This is a genomic window from Blautia hansenii (genome assembly GCF_013304445.1).
Classification (GTDB): domain Bacteria; phylum Bacillota; class Clostridia; order Lachnospirales; family Lachnospiraceae; genus Blautia.
On sequence record NZ_JAAITA010000001.1, the window covers coordinates 411950 to 430410 of the forward strand.

At 47.6% G+C, this 18461-nt stretch carries 16 protein-coding genes; 11 read left to right on the forward strand and 5 right to left on the reverse strand.

What is annotated here, in order from left to right:
- Window position 1: 1 nt before the first annotated feature.
- From ilvB to G5A70_RS01960, 7 genes are all read left to right on the forward strand, one after another.
- On the forward strand, window positions 2-1687 hold the full coding sequence (gene ilvB, locus G5A70_RS01930; RefSeq protein ID WP_173747445.1) for a biosynthetic-type acetolactate synthase large subunit: 1686 nt from the start codon (window positions 2-4) through the stop codon (window positions 1685-1687).
- Window positions 1688-1715: 28 nt separating this feature from the next.
- Complete coding sequence (gene serC, locus G5A70_RS01935; protein ID WP_173747447.1) at window positions 1716-2798, forward strand: 3-phosphoserine/phosphohydroxythreonine transaminase; 1083 nt, start codon at window positions 1716-1718, stop codon at window positions 2796-2798.
- Window position 2799: 1 nt separating this feature from the next.
- Window positions 2800-3963: a phosphoglycerate dehydrogenase gene (locus G5A70_RS01940; RefSeq protein ID WP_173747449.1), complete on the forward strand. Its 1164-nt coding sequence runs from the start codon at window positions 2800-2802 to the stop codon at window positions 3961-3963.
- A 94-nt stretch (window positions 3964-4057) separates the two neighbouring features.
- Window positions 4058-5305: a DUF1015 domain-containing protein gene (locus G5A70_RS01945; RefSeq protein ID WP_173747451.1), complete on the forward strand. Its 1248-nt coding sequence runs from the start codon at window positions 4058-4060 to the stop codon at window positions 5303-5305.
- Between the two features lie 60 nt (window positions 5306-5365).
- The gene (locus tag G5A70_RS01950; RefSeq protein WP_173747453.1) at window positions 5366-6391 is read left to right on the forward strand and encodes an ABC transporter substrate-binding protein; all 1026 of its coding nucleotides are present in this window, start codon (window positions 5366-5368) and stop codon (window positions 6389-6391) included.
- Window positions 6366-7133, forward strand: coding sequence for an ABC transporter permease (locus tag G5A70_RS01955; protein ID WP_173747455.1), 768 nt, complete (start codon window positions 6366-6368; stop codon window positions 7131-7133). Before G5A70_RS01950 ends, G5A70_RS01955 begins: the two co-directional genes overlap by 26 nt.
- A 2-nt stretch (window positions 7134-7135) precedes the next feature.
- Entirely contained in the window at window positions 7136-7723 is a 588-nt protein-coding gene (locus G5A70_RS01960; RefSeq protein WP_173747457.1) for an ATP-binding cassette domain-containing protein, read from the forward strand.
- A gap of 118 nt (window positions 7724-7841) precedes the next feature.
- On the opposite strand, the gene G5A70_RS01965 is transcribed toward G5A70_RS01960, so the two are convergent.
- The 3 genes from G5A70_RS01965 to G5A70_RS01975 are packed head-to-tail and all read right to left on the reverse strand — an operon-like array spanning window position 7842 to window position 11892.
- Entirely contained in the window at window positions 7842-9530 is a 1689-nt protein-coding gene (locus G5A70_RS01965; protein ID WP_173747459.1) for a [FeFe] hydrogenase, group A, read from the reverse strand.
- A gap of 11 nt (window positions 9531-9541) precedes the next feature.
- A complete protein-coding gene (locus tag G5A70_RS01970) occupies window positions 9542-11416 on the reverse strand; it encodes an NADH-ubiquinone oxidoreductase-F iron-sulfur binding region domain-containing protein (RefSeq protein ID WP_173747461.1) in 1875 nt (624 codons plus the stop codon).
- Complete coding sequence (locus G5A70_RS01975) at window positions 11413-11892, reverse strand: complex I 24 kDa subunit family protein (protein ID WP_173747463.1); 480 nt, start codon at window positions 11890-11892, stop codon at window positions 11413-11415. The genes G5A70_RS01970 and G5A70_RS01975 overlap by 4 nt, the downstream gene beginning before the upstream one ends.
- A gap of 183 nt (window positions 11893-12075) precedes the next feature.
- Here G5A70_RS01975 and glgB point away from each other — a divergent pair, with 183 nt between their 5' ends.
- From glgB to G5A70_RS01995, 4 genes are all read left to right on the forward strand, one after another.
- Window positions 12076-14409 carry a 1,4-alpha-glucan branching protein GlgB gene (gene glgB, locus G5A70_RS01980; protein ID WP_173747465.1) on the forward strand — a complete coding sequence of 778 codons (2334 nt, stop codon included), beginning with the start codon at window positions 12076-12078 and terminating at the stop codon, window positions 14407-14409.
- A 20-nt stretch (window positions 14410-14429) separates the two neighbouring features.
- Complete coding sequence (locus G5A70_RS01985; protein ID WP_173747467.1) at window positions 14430-15320, forward strand: mechanosensitive ion channel family protein; 891 nt, start codon at window positions 14430-14432, stop codon at window positions 15318-15320.
- Between the two features lie 100 nt (window positions 15321-15420).
- On the forward strand, window positions 15421-15954 hold the full coding sequence (gene bilS / locus G5A70_RS01990) for a flavodoxin family protein BilS (RefSeq protein ID WP_173747469.1): 534 nt from the start codon (window positions 15421-15423) through the stop codon (window positions 15952-15954).
- Window positions 15947-16363, forward strand: coding sequence for a hypothetical protein (locus G5A70_RS01995; RefSeq protein WP_173747471.1), 417 nt, complete (start codon window positions 15947-15949; stop codon window positions 16361-16363). The genes bilS and G5A70_RS01995 overlap by 8 nt, the downstream gene beginning before the upstream one ends.
- 97 nt (window positions 16364-16460) lie before the next feature.
- Here the strand turns inward: G5A70_RS01995 and G5A70_RS02000 are convergent, their stop codons facing one another.
- Together G5A70_RS02000 and G5A70_RS02005 are read right to left on the reverse strand one after the other, a co-directional pair.
- A complete protein-coding gene (locus tag G5A70_RS02000; RefSeq protein WP_173747473.1) occupies window positions 16461-17804 on the reverse strand; it encodes a sensor histidine kinase in 1344 nt (447 codons plus the stop codon).
- Complete coding sequence (locus tag G5A70_RS02005) at window positions 17780-18454, reverse strand: response regulator transcription factor (RefSeq protein ID WP_173747475.1); 675 nt, start codon at window positions 18452-18454, stop codon at window positions 17780-17782. Before G5A70_RS02005 ends, G5A70_RS02000 begins: the two co-directional genes overlap by 25 nt.
- Between the last annotated feature and the right edge of the window lie 7 nt (window positions 18455-18461).

An 18461-nucleotide genomic window follows, 5' to 3' on the forward strand; every position in this document is an offset into this window, starting at 1 on the left:
TATGCAGCTGACAGGTGCGCAAATCGTAATGGAATGTCTGAAAGAACAGGGTGTCGATACGGTTTTCGGGTATCCGGGCGGTACGATACTGAACATATATGATGAATTGTATAAACAGCAGGGAGAAATCCATCATGTGCTGACTTCCCATGAGCAGGGGGCGGCCCATGCGGCAGACGGTTATGCCCGTTCTACCGGAAAAGTGGGAGTCTGTCTGGCTACCAGCGGCCCCGGCGCTACCAATCTGGTAACGGGAATTGCCACTGCCCATATGGATTCCATCCCCATTGTGGCCATTACCTGCAACGTAGGCCTGCCTCTTCTGGGAAAGGACAGTTTCCAGGAGGTGGATATTGCAGGGGTGGTTATGCCCATTACCAAGCACAGTTTTATCGTGAAGGACGTAACAAAGCTGGCCAGAACAATCCGCCGTGCTTTTGTCATTGCAAAAAGCGGCAGACCGGGGCCGGTACTTGTGGATATTACCAAAGATGTAACGGCAAATAAAACAGAATTTACGCCTTATGTGCCGAAAAAGGTGAAACCTTATGTAGAAGAAATCACACAGGAAAGTCTGGAAAAAGCGGCGCAGATGATTCAGGAAGCGAAACGTCCCTTTATTTTTGTGGGCGGCGGCGCAGCGGCGGCCAATGCCTGGGAAGAAGTCAGAGAACTGGCCCATAAGATTCAGAGTCCGGTGACGGATTCTCTTATGGGAAAAGGCGTGTTTTCCGGTACAGACCCTTATTATACAGGAATGTTGGGTATGCACGGAACCAAAGCCTCCAATCTGGGCGTCACAAAGTGCGACCTGCTCATTGCCATTGGAGCCAGATTTTCTGACCGCGTTATCGGAAATCCGCGGAATTTTGCACGAAACGCAAAAATTCTTCATATTGATGTAGATGCAGCGGAAATCAATAAAAATGTGTTGGTGGACTGCAGTGTTATCGGAGACGCAAAAGAAGTTTTGAAGCAGTTAAATCATATGGTTCCGGCAGCAGAGCATAAAGAATGGTTGGAAACCATAGAAGAATTGAAGGAGAAATACCCCTTATCCTATCATCAGGAAGGACTTACAGGTCCGGGTATTATCGAAGAGTTGTATAAGCAGACCAATGGAGAAGCCATTATTGTGACAGAAGTAGGACAGCACCAGATGTGGGCGGCCCAGTATTACAAATATACCATGCCCCGTACGTTTCTGTCCTCCGGTGGTCTGGGCACCATGGGATACGGTCTGGGAGCGGCCATCGGGGCCAAAATGGGTAATCCGGACAAGGTTGTCATCAATGTAGCGGGAGACGGCTGTTTCCGAATGAATATGAATGAGATTGCCACAGCTACCAGAAATGACCTCCCCTTGATTCAGGTGGTAGTCAACAATCAGGTGCTTGGCATGGTGCGTCAGTGGCAGACTTTGTTCTATGAGGGCAGGTATTCTAATACAGTGTTAAGAGACAAGGTAGACTTTGTGAAGCTGGCAGAAGCCATGGGTGCCGTGGGAATCCGCGTTACCCGAAAAGAAGATTTGGCCGGGGCTATTCAGGAGGCTATTCGGTTAAATACAACAGTGGTTTTGGACTGTATCATTGACAGTGATGACAAAGTATTTCCGATGGTTCCGGCAGGAGCCAACATTGAAGACGCTTTTGACGAGGCGGATTTGGAGAAAAGACAGAAATAAAGAAAGAGAAATCAGAGGAGGAAGCATCATGAGCAGAGTTTACAATTTTTCAGCGGGTCCGGCTGTACTGCCGGAGGAAGTGTTAAGAGAAGCAGCAGATGAAATGTTAGATTACAGAGGCTGCGGCATGTCCGTTATGGAGATGAGTCACCGTTCCGGTATGTTTGAAACAATTCTAAACGAGGCAGAGGCAGATTTGAGAGATTTGCTGCAGATACCGGACAACTACAAGGTGCTCTTTCTGCAGGGAGGGGCCAGCCAGCAGTTTGCCATGATTCCCATGAATCTTATGAAGCACGGGGAGGCAGATTACATTGTCACCGGACAGTGGGCAAAAAAGGCATGGCAGGAAGCGCAGAAATACGGAAAGGCAAACAAGATTGCTTCTTCTGAGGATAAAACCTTTTCTTACATACCGGATTGTTCCGATTTGGATATCAGTCCCAATGCAGATTACGTGTACATCTGTGAAAATAACACCATTTACGGTACAAAATTTAAAAAACTGCCAAATACCAAAGGCAAAACATTGGTGTCTGATGTGTCCTCCTGTTTCCTGTCTGAGCCGGTGGATGTAAGCAAATACGGCATTCTCTACGGCGGCGTACAGAAAAATATCGGCCCGGCCGGCATGGTGATTTCCATTATCCGGGAAGACCTGATTACCGAAGATGTGATGAAAGGCACGCCCACCATGCTGACATTTAAAACCCATGCAGACGCAGGCTCTCTGTACAATACGCCAAACAGCTACTGCATTTATATGTGCGGCAAAGTCTTTAAATGGCTGAAAAATATGGGTGGTCTTGCTGTGATGAAAGAGCGGAACGAAAAGAAAGCAAAGCTTTTGTATGATTTCCTGGATGAAAGCCATTTGTTTAAAGGAACCGTTGTGCCGAAAGACCGTTCTCTTATGAATGTGCCTTTTGTAACCGGAAATGCGCAGTTAGATGCGAAATTTGTAAAAGAGGCAAAGGAAGCGGGACTGGAAAATCTGAAAGGCCACAGAAGTGTGGGCGGCATGAGAGCCAGCATTTACAATGCCATGCCGATAGAAGGTGTGGAAACCCTGGTGGACTTTATGAAAAAATTTGAGAAGGAGAATGTCTAATATGTATCGGTATCATTGTCTGAATCCCATTTCTCAGGTGGGTTTAAAGGAATTTAATCAGGAATATGAAAAGACAGAAGGCGCAGCAGAGGCAGATGCCATACTGGTGCGAAGCGCAGATATGCACCAGATGGAACTGCCACAGCAGGTATCGGCCGTAGCAAGAGCCGGTGCAGGTGTCAACAACATTCCCCTGGAGGAACTGGCAAAAAAGGGCGTGGTAGTTTTTAACACACCGGGAGCCAATGCCAACGGCGTAAAGGAAATGGTGCTGGCAGGTATGCTTCTGGCTTCCAGAGACATTGTAGGGGGCATTGAGTGGCTGAAAAGTCAGGAACCGGCAGATGATTTGGCAAAAAAGGCAGAAAAAGAGAAGAAAAAATTTGCAGGATGTGAAATCAGCGGCAAAAAACTGGGCATTATCGGTTTGGGCGCCATAGGCGTTAAGGTAGCCAATGCAGCGGTACATCTGGGAATGGAAGTTTACGGATATGACCCCTTTATTTCTGTAGATGCAGCATGGAGTCTGTCCAGAAACATTCACCACATTAATGAAGTCAGCGAGATTTACCGGGACTGCGACTATATTACCATTCATGTGCCGCTTCTGGAAAGCACGAAAAAAATGATTGGCAGGGAAGAAATCGCACAGATGAAGGATGGTGTCGTTCTTCTGAATTTTGCCAGAGACCTTCTGGTGGATGAAGAGGCTTTGTGCAAAGCCCTGGAAGAAGGAAAGGTGAAAAAATATGTGACGGATTTTGCCAATCCTGTAGTAGCCAATGCTCCAAATACGCTGGTAACCCCGCATCTGGGTGCGTCTACAGAGGAATCTGAGGATAACTGCGCCGTTATGGCGGTTCAACAGGTTATGGATTATCTGGAAAACGGAAACATTAAGAATTCTGTGAATTACCCGGATTGTGACGCCGGAAGATGTGTGGATGCGGGAAGAATTACCATTAACCATAAAAATGTGCCGAACATGATTTCTCAGTTTACCAAAACCCTGGGTGACGCAGGGGTGAATATTGCCAACATGACCAATAAAAGTAAAGGGGATTATGCTTATACCATGCTGGATGTGGCATCCCCCATTGACGGTCAGGTGGCAGAGGCGCTGAAAGCCATTGAGCACGTATACAGAGTCAGAATTGTAAAATAAGAGAAGGGAGGCTGCTGTGCCGCCTGCATAGGAAAAATTTTCTTGTGCAGGGGTGCAGGAACCTCTTTTGACATTTTGTGAAAGGGGAAAAATTATGGCAGATATCCGACCATTTCGGGCAATTCGTCCTATTGCGGCAAAGGCGGCAGAGATTGCGGCTTTGCCTTATGATGTGTACAACAGAGAAGAGGCGGCAGAGGAAACCAAGATACATCCACACTCCTTTCTTGCCATAGACCGTCCGGAGACGCAGTTTTTGCCGGATATGGATATGTACAGCCCGGAAGTTTACGAAAAAGCGGCAAAACTTCTGGAACAGCGAATCCGGGAAGGGGATTTTATCGAAGAGAAGGAACCTTGTTTTTACATTTATGAACTGAAACGGGGCAGCCATGTACAGACGGGAATTGCAGCCTGCGCTTCTGCGGAAGACTATCTGAAGCAGGTTATCCGGCGTCATGAGAACACCAAACCGGAAAAGGAAGCAGACCGTATTCGCCACATACAGGCATGCGGAGCCCAGACAGGGCCAGTGTTTCTGGTACACCGCCCCATAGCGGAGCTTCGCAGACTCCTGGAAATCCGCAAACGGACAGCACCGGTATATCAATTTGTTTCCGAGGATGGAATTGGACACAGAGTCTGGATTATCCGTGAAAAACTGACTATAGAGAAAATTCAGCAGCTTTTTTTGAAAGCAGAGGCTCTGTATATTGCAGACGGACACCACAGAGCAGCTTCGGCTGTAAAGACGGCCCTGGAAATGCGAAAAGCCTGCCCGGATAAGAAGGGAAAGGAAGAATACCAGTATTTTCTCAGCGTTTTGTTTCCTTCCGATGAACTGGAAATTCTGGATTACAACCGTGTGGTAAGGGATTTAAACGGGCTTGAAAGAGAGGACTTTCTGGAAGCGCTGAAACAATATTTTTCTGTGACAAAGGCAGCAGGTCCGGTGAAACCAAGGAGAAAAGGCAGTTTTGGGCTTTGTCTGCCCGATGGCTGGTATCAGCTGGAACTTATGGAAGCATTTCGGCCTCAGGATGCGGTAGAGGGTCTGGATGTGTCTGTGCTGCAAAATCTTGTACTGGCTCCCATACTTGGCATTGAAAAGCCGGGAGAAGATAAGAGAATTTCTTTTATGGGAGGTATCCGTGGGCTGGAAGAACTGGAAGTACAGGTGAAAAAGCAGGGCGGAGCAGCCTTTTCCCTGTATCCGGTTACTATGGAGGAAATCATGGAAACAGCAGATGAAGGAAGGCTGATGCCGCCGAAATCCACCTGGTTTGAGCCAAAGCTGCGCAGCGGACTCCTTATCCATAAGATAGCTATGGACGGCTGCTGATTTTGTATGGTAAAATAAAAAATAATACTGGATTTTACAGGAGAGAAAGGAAGGACAAACATGAAGAAAAAGATGGCGGTCATGCTGTTGGCTGTGGCTCTGGCAGCAGTATCCATAAGCGGGTGCGGCAGCAAAGCAGCTACAGACATAGAAAAAGAAGAAGAACAGAAAGAAAATCCTGTCGATATAAACATTACAGCCTTAAAAGGGCCTACCGCTATGGGGATGGTGCAGTTTATGGATGAAGCGGAGCAGGGAAAGCTGACGGATGAAAATTATCAGTTCTCCATTGCCGCTTCTGCAGATGAGGTTTCCCCAAAGCTGGTGCAGGGAGAAACGGACATTGCTGCGGTTCCGGCAAACCTGGCCTCTGTACTTTATAATAAAACAGAGGGAAAGGTGCAGGTTCTGGCTGTGAATACCCTTGGGGTGCTGTATCTTGTGGAGAATGGGAACAGTGTGCAGTCTGTGGCGGATTTAAAAGGAAAAACCATTTATGCCAGCGGCAAGGGCTCTACACCGGGGTATGCCCTGGATTATATTTTGTCTGCAAACGGAATTGACCCGGAAAAAGGCGTAACCATCGAGTGGAAAAGCGAACATTCTGAGTGTGTTGCAGCAATTTCCAGTACGGAAAACGGTATTGCCATGCTGCCGCAGCCCTTTGTGACCACGGCCCAGACCAAAAATCCGGCTATCCGTACGGCCTTGGATTTGACGGAAGAATGGGAAAAGGTACAGTCCGGGGAAGATACAAAAAGCAGTATGATTACCGGTGTTGTGGTAGCCCGCACAGAGTTTGTGGAAGAACATCCCCAGGCCGTGGAAGATTTTCTGGAGCATTATGAGGACTCTGTGGAATATGTAAACGAGAATACGAAAGAAGCAGCCCAGTTGGTAGGAAAATATGACATTGTTACTGCAGAAATTGCAGAAAAAGCCCTGCCGGAATGTAACATTGTATATATGGATGGCGAGGATATGAAGGAGCAGCTTTCCGGTTATCTGGAGGTGCTGAAAAACCAGAACCCACAGGCGGTAGGAGGCGCAGTGCCGGGAGATGATTTCTATTATATCGAAAAATAAAAAAAGGCAAATCCGGCTCTGGGCAGTGGCATTTTGGCTGCTTATCTGGCAGGCAGCCAGTATGGCCATCGGACAGGAGATACTTCTGGTATCTCCTGTTGCTGTCTTACAGAGATTGAAAACACTGGTATGGGAAAGTACATTCTGGCTGTCCTGTGCGTTTTCCGTCCTGCGCATTGTCAGCGGATTTTTGCTGGGTACGGCCCTGGGGGTGGTACTGGGAGGAGTTTCTTTTGGTTTTTGCAGAATACGGGAACTTCTGGCACCTCTGGTGCTTACCATGAAATCCATTCCGGTAGCGTCTTTTGTGATTTTGGCGCTTATCTGGATACCTTCAAAGAATCTGTCCGTATTTATTTCTTTTTTTATGGTTTTTCCGGTGGTTTATACCAATGTGATCCAGGGGATAGAAAGTGTGGATAAAAAGCTGTTGGAAATGGCGCAGGTATTTCAGGTCTCGCGGATGAGAAAAATCCGCTATATTTATCTGTCGCAGGTGCTGCCCTTTTTCCGTTCCGGCTGTTGTGTGGCTCTGGGACTTTGCTGGAAAGCGGGAGTAGCGGCAGAGGTTATCGGAATCCCTGACGGCTCTATTGGAGAGCATTTATATCAGGCAAAGGTGTATCTGGACACGCCGGATTTGTTTGCCTGGACGGTGGTCATTATTGTGATCAGCCTGCTGTTTGAGAAGGTGTTTTTGGGAGTCATTGACTGGGGCGTAAGGAAACTGGAGAGGAGATAGGTATGGGAATCCAAATTACAAATCTGAACAAAGCCTATGGAGAGCATCAGGTATTGGAAAATTTCTGCGCAGAAATTCCGGAAGGGAAAACCACCTGTGTTATGGCAGCATCAGGAAAAGGGAAAACCACGCTTCTTAGAATCCTTATGGGACTGGAAAAGCCGGATGGCGGAGAGATTACAGGACTGGAAAACAAAAGAATCAGCGCTGTTTTTCAGGAGGACAGGCTGTGCGAAAATCTCAGTACAGAAGCCAATATTCGCCTGGTACAGAAGGGAGGGAAAGGCAGAAGCAGGGACTTTTTGCAGCAGCTGCAAGACGGGTTTTCGGCAGTGGGATTAGAAGGCTGGGGGAAGCGTCCGGTAAAAGAGTTGTCCGGGGGTATGAAGCGAAGGGCGGCCCTTTTAAGAGCTCTGTATGCAGACTGGAATATATTGTTTTTAGACGAGCCGTTTAAGGGACTGGACAGGGAAACAAAGGATAAGGTGCTGGCCTTTGTGCGGGAAAAGTGCAGAGGAAAGACTGTACTTTGCGTTACCCATGAAAAGGAAGAAGCGGAAATCCTGGGAGCGGAGATTTTAGAACTTTGAGATTCACAAGTATGCGAAAAGGAAATAATCCTGGATGTAAAGAGGCACAAGAAGACATATTCCTGTGCCTCTTAAAAGGTCTGTTTCTTTCTACAGCAGTCTCGTTTATCTATTCATCTCAATACTCATCTACATGAAGCAGTTCATGCACTTTTCCTTTCAGAAGTCCATCATAAAGAGAGACAATCAATGGATTTTCGTCTGCCTTGCGGATGCTGGTTACGTTGTCTGCCTGATAGAGCCCCTCCATTCTGGCGGTCTTTGTGCGGCTGCCGGCTCTCGGAGGCTGTCCGCCGCCCATGATACAACCCCTGCGGCAGGCCATAACTTCCACAATGTGGTACTGCTTTTTGCCGCTTCGGATATTTTCCATAACGGTATGGGCATTGGCCAATCCGCTGACGACGCAGACATGCAGCGGCGTGCCTTTATAGGTAACGGTAAATTCTTTGATACCGTCCTCGCCTCTGGCACCTGCTTCCGCAACGCTGTCCATGGTGGCTTTGTCGTGGCGGTCCGCAAAGCGGCGCAGCATAGCCTCTGTCACACCTCCGGTAACACCGAAGATAACGCCGGCGCCGGAGCCGAATCCAAACGGCATATCGCAGGCTTCCGTAACCAGTGTAGAGAATTCAATGCCGGAATTGCGAATCATGCGGATGAGTTCTGTAGTGGTAATAACCACATCAGTATCCTGTTCCCCTTTGGTAAAGTTGTTGGGGCGGAGAATTTCCATTTTCTTCGCGGTACACGGCATGATGGATACCACAAACGTTTTCTTGCCCTGATTTTTCTCCGGGTCACGGTAGTATTCCTTCATAACAGCAGAGAACATACCCTGAGGAGAACGGCAGGTGGAAAGGTTATCCTTAAATTCCGGATACTGGTCACTGAGGTATTTCACCCATGCGGGACAGCAGGAAGTAAAAAGAGGAAGATTTTCACCTTTTTCCACTCTGTCCAAAAATTCCTTGGATTCTTCCATAATGGTAAGGTCTGCGGCAAAGGCTGTATCGTAAACTTCATCAAAGCCCATGCGGTGCAGAACAGCCACCAGCTTGCCCATGACGCTGTGGCCCCGGGTAAGACCGAAAGCATCTCCCACAGCAACCCGGACAGCGGGAGCGACCTGTGCGACTACACGGGTATTGGGGTCTGCAATGGCGTCCCAAACCTCGTCCATCTGCGTTTTAATACTGATGGCCCCGGTTGGACAGAAGACCCGGCACTGACCGCAGCTTACACAATCCGTGGCGGACAGGGGTTTGTCAAAAGCAGGCATAACCATGGCGTCCGTACCCCGGTGCGCAAAGCCCAGCACCCCCAGTCCCTGAAGTTCGCTGCAGGCCCGGACACAGTCTCCGCAGAGGATGCATTTATTGGGGTCTCTTACCAGCGCAGGAGAACTGTCATCCAAAGGACGCGGCTCTCTGGTGTTCTGGAAACGCACGGAAGTAATATTCATGCGATGTGCCAAATCCTGCAGCACACATTCGCCGCTTTTTACACAAGTGGTGCAGTCCCGGCAATGTGCAGACAACAGCAGTTCCACAATCATTTTTCTGTATTTTTTGATTTTTCCCGAGTTGGTATAAATCACCATGCCGTCTCTTGGCTCTTCTGAGCAGGAGGCAAAGGTGCGTCCCCGGTCATCTTCTACGGTACACAAGCGACAGGCACCGAAAATGGATAATTCCGAATGATAGCAAAGCGTTGGCAAATCAATGCCGGCATTGCGGATAACAGAAAGGACATTTTTTTCATCGGTAAACGCTACCTTTCTGCCGTCTATTGTCATAAATCCCATAATAGTCCCTCCTAATATTCAACATAAACTGCATCAAATGCACAGTTTTCCCGGCAGGAATCACACTTGATACAAAGATTCGGATTGATGTGGTAAGTTTCCTTGCGGACGCCGGTAATAGCTCCCACAGGACAGTTCTTCGCACATTTGCCGCAGCCCTTACAGAATTCGGGATTGATGATATAGCGTCTCATGGCAGTACAGCTTTTCGCCGCACATTTGTGTTCCAAAATATGCTCCTCGTATTCCTTGCGGAAGGTCTTTAATGTACTGATAACCGGCAAAGGCGCACTCTTTCCAAGACCGCACAGCGCCATGCCCTTTACCATAGAGGCCAGTTCCTCCAGGGTATCCAAATCTTCCAGCTTTCCTTCTCCGTTTACAATGCGTTCCAGAATTTCCAGCATGCGTTTCGTGCCTTCCCGGCAGGGAACACATTTTCCGCAGGATTCTCTCTGGGTGAAACTCATGAAAAAGCGGGCTACTTCTACCATGCAGGTGTTTTCATCCATAACTACCAGGCCGCCGGAGCCCATAATGGCATTGTATTTCTTTACATTGTCAAAATCCAGCCCTACATCCAGGTGTTCACTGGTGAGACAGCCGCCGGAGGGACCGCCAATCTGAATGGCTTTGAAGTCTCCGCCGCCTTTGATACCGCCGCCGATGTCGTAAATAATTTCCCGCAGGGTGGTTCCCATGGGAACTTCGATAAGTCCTGTGTTTTCAATGGAACCGGTGATGGAGAACGTCTTAGTTCCCGGACTCCCCTCAGTGCCGATGGTTCTGAACCACTGGGCTCCTTTTAAGATAATACCGGGTACATTGGCAAAAGTTTCTACATTGTTTAAAACCGTTGGTTTCGCCCACAGACCCTGGTCAACAGTCCTTGGCGGTTTGGTACGGGGCATACCGCGGTCCCCTTCGATAGAAGCGGTAAGGGCAGAGCCTTCTCCGCAGACGAAAGCGCCGGCGCCCCGGTTAATATGCATATGGAAAGAAAAATCAGTTCCCAGAATGTGATTTCCAAGGAGTCCTTTTTCTTCCGCCTGGCGAATAGCATGACGCAGACGGGCTACAGAAAGAGGATATTCTGCGCGAACATAGATATAACCGTTTTGTGCCCCTGTTGCGTAAGCGGCAATGGTCATACCTTCGATTAAGCGGTAAGGGTCGCCTTCCATTACGCTGCCGTCCATGAAAGCACCTGGGTCGCCCTCGTCACCATTACATACCACAAAATGTTCCGGTACGTCTTTGTGGGCTGCCACCTGTTTCCACTTTCTTCCGGCAGGGAAACCGCCGCCGCCTCTTCCCCGAAGCTTAGATTGGTCTACCTCCTCTAAAACATCCTCCGGTGTCATGTCAAAGAGCGCTTTGGCAAGGGCGTCGTATCCGCCGGAAGCTATGTATTCGTCCAGAGATTCCGCATCGAATTTACCGCAGTTTTCCAATACGATTCTGGTCTGTTTGGCAATGAAAGGAATTTCATCGGGAGTTGCGTAGGATTCTCCGTTTTTCTTATAAAACAGCCGTTCTACAGGCTCCTGTTTTAAAACCGTGCGCTGGAAGATTTCCTGGCAGTCTTCTTCCTGTACTTTCACATACTGGTAATGGCAGGGTTCGATTCTCACCAGAGGGCCAAGTTCACAAATTCCCTGACATCCGGTTTTGACAGCGCCGATATGAGGAACATCTTTTTGAAATTCCACGGACACTCCTTCTAAATCCTGACACAGTTCCAGCATTTTGTTGTATATTTTTTCGGAACCTGAGGCTACGCAGCCGGTTCCGGCACATACCAGGATTCTGCACTTGTAAGCGTCGATTTCTTTTTGGGCAGCTTCCCGTTCTTTTAATAAGGCATCTCTGTTTTCAATTATCATACATTGTCACCTCGCAGTTCCGCAATTAATTCCAGCGCCTTTTCCGGCGTCATGGATGGGTGGACTTCGTTGTTGACCGTCATGGTAGGGGCAAGACCGCAGGCACCGAGACAGGATACCGTTTCCACGGTAAAGAGCATATCGTCAGTGGTGTGTTTTTTTCTGCTGAGTCCCAGTTCTTTTTGCAGGGCTTCCAGAATTGGGATGGACTTACGGACATGACAGGCTGTTCCGTCGCAGACTTTAATGATGTATTTTCCCTTGGGTTCAAAAGAAAAGTTTTCATAGAAAGTGGCTACGCTGTACGCCTTTGCCTCACGGACACCGATTTCCTTTGCCACATAGGTCAGCAATTCTCCGGGCAGATAACGGTATTCTGCCTGAATATCCTGCATAATGGGAATCAGAGAACTTGCTTTTCGGCCATAGAATTCAATAATCTCGTCAGTTTTTTCATAGTAGCTTTGGTCGAGCATGATTGCATACCTCCTCATACATTGTCAATACACCGCCAAAATAGATAAGCGAAGTTGTTTATATTATATCTTATATATGGAAAATGCACAACAATTTTTCGACTAAAAATAAAAAATTAGTCATTATTCTTAAACTTTACAAGGGAATGGTTTGATGATAAAATGAAAAAAAGGAGGGTGTATATGTCTGAAAGATTATATGATATGATGGATTGGCCGGAAATTGAGGCTGTGGTATATTCGGAAGAAAGCGAGCCGAAGCGGATTCTGGGACCCAGGAAAACGCCGGACGGTATTTTGATACAGTGCTTTCGGCCGGGAGCGCAGCAGGTAAAGGTGCTGCTTGGCAGGGGGAAACCAGAGTATGAAATGGAGATGGAAGACGAGACGGGATTTTTCTCTGTACTGCTTCCGGGGGATAAGATTCCAAAATATAAATATGAAGCAGTGTATGAAGACGGCAGAAAGGAAAAAATTTATGACCCGTACGCTTTTGAAAAGCAGATTACCATAGAGCAGGAGCAGCAGTTTGCAGCAGGCATTTGTTATGATATTTATGAAAAACTGGGGGCACATCCCATGGAGCTTCACGGGGTGGAGGGCGTTTATTTTGCTGTCTGGGCGCCCAATGCCATGCGTGTCAGTGTGGTAGGGGATTTTAACAGATGGGACGGAAGAGTACATCAGATGAATCGTCTGAATGTATCCGGGATTTTTGAACTTTTTATTCCGAAAGTCAAACCGGGAGCCCTTTACAAATATGAAGTGAAAGCCAAAGGCTCTCTGGTGTATTTAAAGGCAGATCCTTATGGCAATCAGGCGGAGGTGCGGCCGAAAACCGCTTCTGTGGTTGCGGATTTGAATCAGTATCAGTGGCAGGATGACCAGTGGATGAAGGAAAGAGGACAGAGAAACCGGGAGGACAAGCCTTTGGCTGTATACGAAATGCATTTGGGCTCCTGGAGAAAACCAGAAGAAGAGGGCAGACTGTTTTATAATTACCGGGAACTGGCTCCCATGCTGGCAGACTATGTGAAAGAAATGGGGTATACTCATGTGGAACTGATGCCGGTTATGGAGCATCCTCTGGACGAATCCTGGGGCTATCAGGTCACTGGATATTATGCCCCTACCAGCCGGTATGGAAGCTGTGAGGATTTCATGTACTTCATGGACTACATGCACCAACAGGGAATCGGTGTGATTTTAGACTGGGTGCCTGCACATTTTCCAAAGGATACTTTCGGTATGTCTCATTTCGATGGAACCTGTCTCTATGAGCACTTAGACCCAAGGCAGGGCATGCACCCTCACTGGGGCACGCTGATTTACAATTATGGACGCCCGCAGGTGAAGAATTTCCTCATTGCAAATGCCCTGTTCTGGGCAAAGAAGTATCATGCAGACGGAATACGCATGGACGCAGTGGCTTCCATGCTGTATCTGGATTACGGCAAGAACGACGGGGAATGGGTTGCCAATATTTACGGAGGTAATGAAAATCTGGAAGCTGTGGAATTTTTGAAACATTTGAATTCTGTGTTTAAGAAACAACATCCGGATGTGCTGCTGATTGCAGAAGAATCCACAGCCTGGCCTCAGATTACGGGTAAAGTGGAAGAAGAGGGGCTGGGATTTGATTATAAATGGAATATGGGCTGGATGAATGACTTTATAGATTACATGCAGAAAGACCCTATTTTCCGAGGTGGCGCCCATGATGAACTGACTTTCAGTATGGTGTATGCCTACAGTGAAAAATTCCTGCTAAGTCTTTCCCATGACGAAGTGGTACATGGAAAAGGTTCTCTTTTAAACAAAATGCCGGGAGATAAGGCGAAAAAAATGGCAAATCTTCGGGCTGCTTACGGTTTTATGCTGGTACATCCGGGGAAAAAGCTGTTGTTTATGGGACAGGAATTTGCCCAGGAGAGAGAATGGTCTGAGCAGAGGGGGCTGGACTGGAATCTGCTGGAAGAAACAGACCACAGACAAATGCAGGAATATGTGAAAGCCCTTTGGAAGCTGTACCGGGAACAGCCGGCCCTGTACGAAAAGGACTACGAAACAGAAGGCTTTGCATGGATTAATCACATGGACGCAGAGAGAAACCTGCTGACCCTTATCCGAAAGGGGGAAAGGGAGGAGAATACCCTGGTTGCCGTATGCAATTTTTCGGCAGTGGATTATGAAGCGTATCAGATGGGTGTTCCCTATCCCGGAAAATATAAGGAAATTTTTAACAGTGATAAGGAGGCTTACGGCGGCAGCGGTATGGGAAATCCCAGGGTAAAAACTGCCAAAAAGGCGGAATGTGATGAGCGGCCTTATTCCATAACGATTCAGGTAGCGCCGCTGGCTGTACAGATATTTTCTTATACAAAGGCAGAACCTAAAAAGACCGGAAAAAGACCTGCAGCATCTGTAAGAGTGCCGGTGTCCAAAGTGCGGAGACAGCTTCAGAAGACTATGGAGGAAGAATGGGAAAAAGCTGAAAAACAGAAAATTGAAAAATAAAGTACAGAAAGGTGGAGTGTATGAGAATACTCTTAACAGACGCATTGACAGAACCGTTAGAAATCGAAAGCATTGATGCTTTTTTTAAACAATATGTGACATGGGATTATTGGGAGAAAAAATTGCCCCTTATCGGAAACTTTGTAGGCAGGGTTCTGCTGGCTATTTTAGTTTATATCATTGCCAGCAAGCTGATTCATAAAATATGCAGACTGATTGCTGCTTCTATGAACCGGGCCAATGCAGATACAGGCGTCATACAATTTGTTTCCTCTTTTGTAAAGGCTGCGCTGTATTTTCTTCTGATTGTAAGCATTGCCACAAGCTTTGGGGTAAAGGAATCGTCCATTGCCGCACTTCTGGCATCCAGTGGTGTTGCCATTGGTCTGGCTTTGCAGGGTGGTCTGTCCAACCTGGCTGGCGGTGTGATTATTCTGATTTTGCGGCCTTTCAGCGTAGGAGATTATATTATTGAAAATGCGGGAAATCAGGAAGGAACCGTTGTCAAAATTGACTTGTTTTACACTACACTGTCCACGGTGGACAACCGGAGAATTACAGTTCCAAACGGAACCCTGACGAATTCCAGTATTGTCAATGTAACAGCAAAAGACAGCAGAAAGCTGGAAATCAAGGTAGGGATTTCTTACCAGGCAGATTTGAGAAAGGCCAAACAGATTCTGCAGGGCCTCCTTGAAGAAGATGCCAGTATTATGTCAGAAGAGGGAATGCAGGTGTTTGTAGACCAACTGGCAGCAGACAGTGTAATTTTAGGGCTGCGGGCCTGGGTGAAAACAGAGGAATACTGGGCGACCAAGTGGCGGCTCAACGAGGAAATTAAACTGGCTTTTGACGAAGCAGGTGTTGAAATTCCCTTTCCTCAGCTGGATGTTCATATCAAAGAACACTGACTTTATAGAGTCTTTAGAATATTTAAGAATCAAGAAATATTTTTTCCATTGGTTTGGTGATACAATAACACTATAACAGACAATGGAAGGACGGATGAATATGAAAACCCAGGTGTTGTATAAAAGCAGAACCGGCAATACAGAGAAGCTGGCAAAAGCGATTTTTGAAGCGATTCCCGGACAGTGCAAGGACATTGCACCTTTGGACGGGCAGATAAATTATGAAATGGGAGACATTTACTTTATTGGCTTCTGGACAGACAGAGGCAGCGCAAGTGTGGAGGTTCTGGATTATCTGGGAAGTCTGCAGGGAAAGAAAATTGCCCTTTTCGGAACCTGTGGTATGGGCAACAACCCGGACTATTATAAGAAAATTGAAGAAAATATCAGGGTCTTTATTGAAGATGACAACGAATATCTGGGAGCCTATATGTGTCAGGGGAAAATGCCCATATCCGTAAGAGAAAAATACGGACGCATGAAAAATGCGGAGAATGAAAAAATGGTAAATGCCATGCTGCACAACTTTGATATGGCTATGCTGCACCCGGATGCAGAAGACCTGCGGGCAGCACAGAGATTTGTGAAAGACATTTATGAAAAGCTGGAAAGGGAAGAGCAGAGTTATGAATAAGTTGAGAGAAATGCTGGCGAAGTTTATGTATGGCAGGTACGGCACAGACCGCCTGAATATGTTTTTACTGATTGTACTGATAGTGTGTGCAGGCCTGAATCTCTTTGTGAGAAACGGATATTTCAGTATTGTGATGAGTTCCTGGGAAACTTTGTTAATTGTTTTGATTTATTATCGGATGTTTTCCAGAAATATTCAGAAGCGGTATGCAGAGAATCAGAAATATCTGAGCCTGGAGAATAAGGTAAAACGCTTTTTTGGCAGAACCAAGTATATACAGGAGCAGAGAAAGGATTTCCATATCTATACCTGTCCTCAGTGCAGACAAAAAATCCGAATCCCCAAAGGAAAAGGAAAAATCAGTGTCCGCTGTCCGAAATGCGGGGCAGAATTTGTGAAAAAAAGCTGAAGCAAGTCTTGGTATTATGAAGTACATAACGGCGCTGCCGCATGAAATGCAGATGGGAGATGTCCCGGATTGCTGTTTCATGTGACAGCGCCGTATTTTATTTGGAAACGCTGGAGAAGCTAATGGTTACCATACCGCCGGAGGGAGTGTTGCTCAGGTTTAAGGTTCCGGCATGGGCCTTTATAACCTGTGCGGCAAACCACAAACCAAGTCCGTGATGGGAATTGGCACTTCGGGAAGTATCGTCACGCCACAGTCTTTCCGTGGCATGCGCCAGCGCCCCTTTGCTAAAGCCGGAACCTTCATCCGAGACTCTTATCTGCCAGCTGTTTTTCGTCTCCAGGCCTTCCAAAAACACCGCTTTTCCCGGAGGTGTATGTTCCACCGCGTTGAGCACCACGTTGAGAAAGGCCCGGAGCAGGCGGTCTTTCTGTAAATTGGCAGTTCCTTTTAGATGATGCTCTGTTCTAAGGGCAATGCCTCTGGAAACAGCGAGAGCTTCTGCGCTGCGGCAGAGCTCCTCAAAGAGTTGGGGCAGGCTGGAAGAAACAAAGGGTTCCTCAGCACCTTTGGATACTTCCAGCAGGCTTGTGACATACCAGATGGCCCGGTCATTGGCAGAGCCAATGGTTTCAGCCATTTTGCGGCTGTTCGGGGGCAAATCTTCTTCCAGCAGAAGTTCGGCATTGCCTCCGATTAAGGTGAGGGGTGTCTTTAGATCATGGGTCAGAGCGGCAATTTCCGATTCTCGTTCCTGTTGCGCCGTCCACTGGGCAGACAGAGAACGGGACAATTCCTGCCGCATGTTATCCATGGCCTGTAAGGCCTGGTCAAACTCCCGGATACCTGCATGGGGAAGGGGGAAATCCAGTTCCCGGGCGCCGATTTTTCTGCTGACCTGGCTGAACAGTTTCAGCTTTTCCTTGAGACGGCGGCCCAGCCACAGCGTATTCAGCAGCAGACACAGAACCCAGAAAATTCCAAGAATCGCCCACCACAGGTATTCAAAGGGAGGCAGTGAGCGGCGCAGCAGGGGATTTACAAATTCTCTTCTGTAGTACCAATGCAGCATAAGGGTGGTGCCGTCGGGGTAAGTATAGCGGTAAAAATGAATGTCATTGGTGTTTTGCTGCAGAACATTGGTAAGAAGGCGCAGCTCCTTTTTGGACGCATTGCTTTCCAGTACCTTTCCCTTCGGGTCAAACCATCCATAGGCAGGAAGAAAATCGCTGTTCGGGGTTTGGAAAGCGTCTGGTTTCTCTGCCAGCATTTTTTCAGCCTGCTGGTTGGACACAGAGCCATGGTAGATGATTCCGGTTCTTTGCAGTTGGGTCAGAACCCCAAGCCAGAGCAGAGCGCACAGGAGCATGCTTGCAAGCATAGTCATGGTAAAACGCAACAGAACCAGGGACAGGCTTATACAGGATTGTCTTTTCGCCATTTATATCCCACCCCCCAAACTGTCTCCACAGGATTCAGACTGCAGACTTTTAGTTTTGCGCGAATATTCTTAATATGCTCTGCAATGGCAGAGGAATTTCCCTCTGCGTCAAAGCCGAAAATGGCCTCATAAAGCAGTTCTTTGGTAAAGACCTGTCCGGCATGCAGAGCCAGATATTCGCAGATGGCATATTCTCCCTTTGTAAAAGGCAGAGCATGCTCTTGTGCAAAGGCCGTCTTTGCCTGCATATCAAAGCGCACACCGCCCCGTTTCAGAATATGAGCGGGCAGGCGACTTTCCCGCCTGATATGAGCATTTACCCGCGCCCGCAGTTCTGCAAGACTGAAAGGTTTTTTGATATAGTCGTCTGCGCCTAATCCAAAGCCCTGTACCAGTGCGGCGTCTTCTGTCCTGGCGGTCAGAAAAAGAATGGGGCAGTCCACCTCGGTGCGGATACGGCAGCACACGGAAAATCCATCTTCACCGGGCATCATAACATCCAGCAGAATCAGGTCGTATTGCTGACAGCGTTCCGGCGAAAGCCTCTGTCCGTCTGTTTCGGTATGAATCTGATGACCGTCCTTTGCCAGAGCCCTGCGCACTAAATCCAGCATATCAGAATCATCATCTACTATTAATATTTTTGCCATTTTAGTT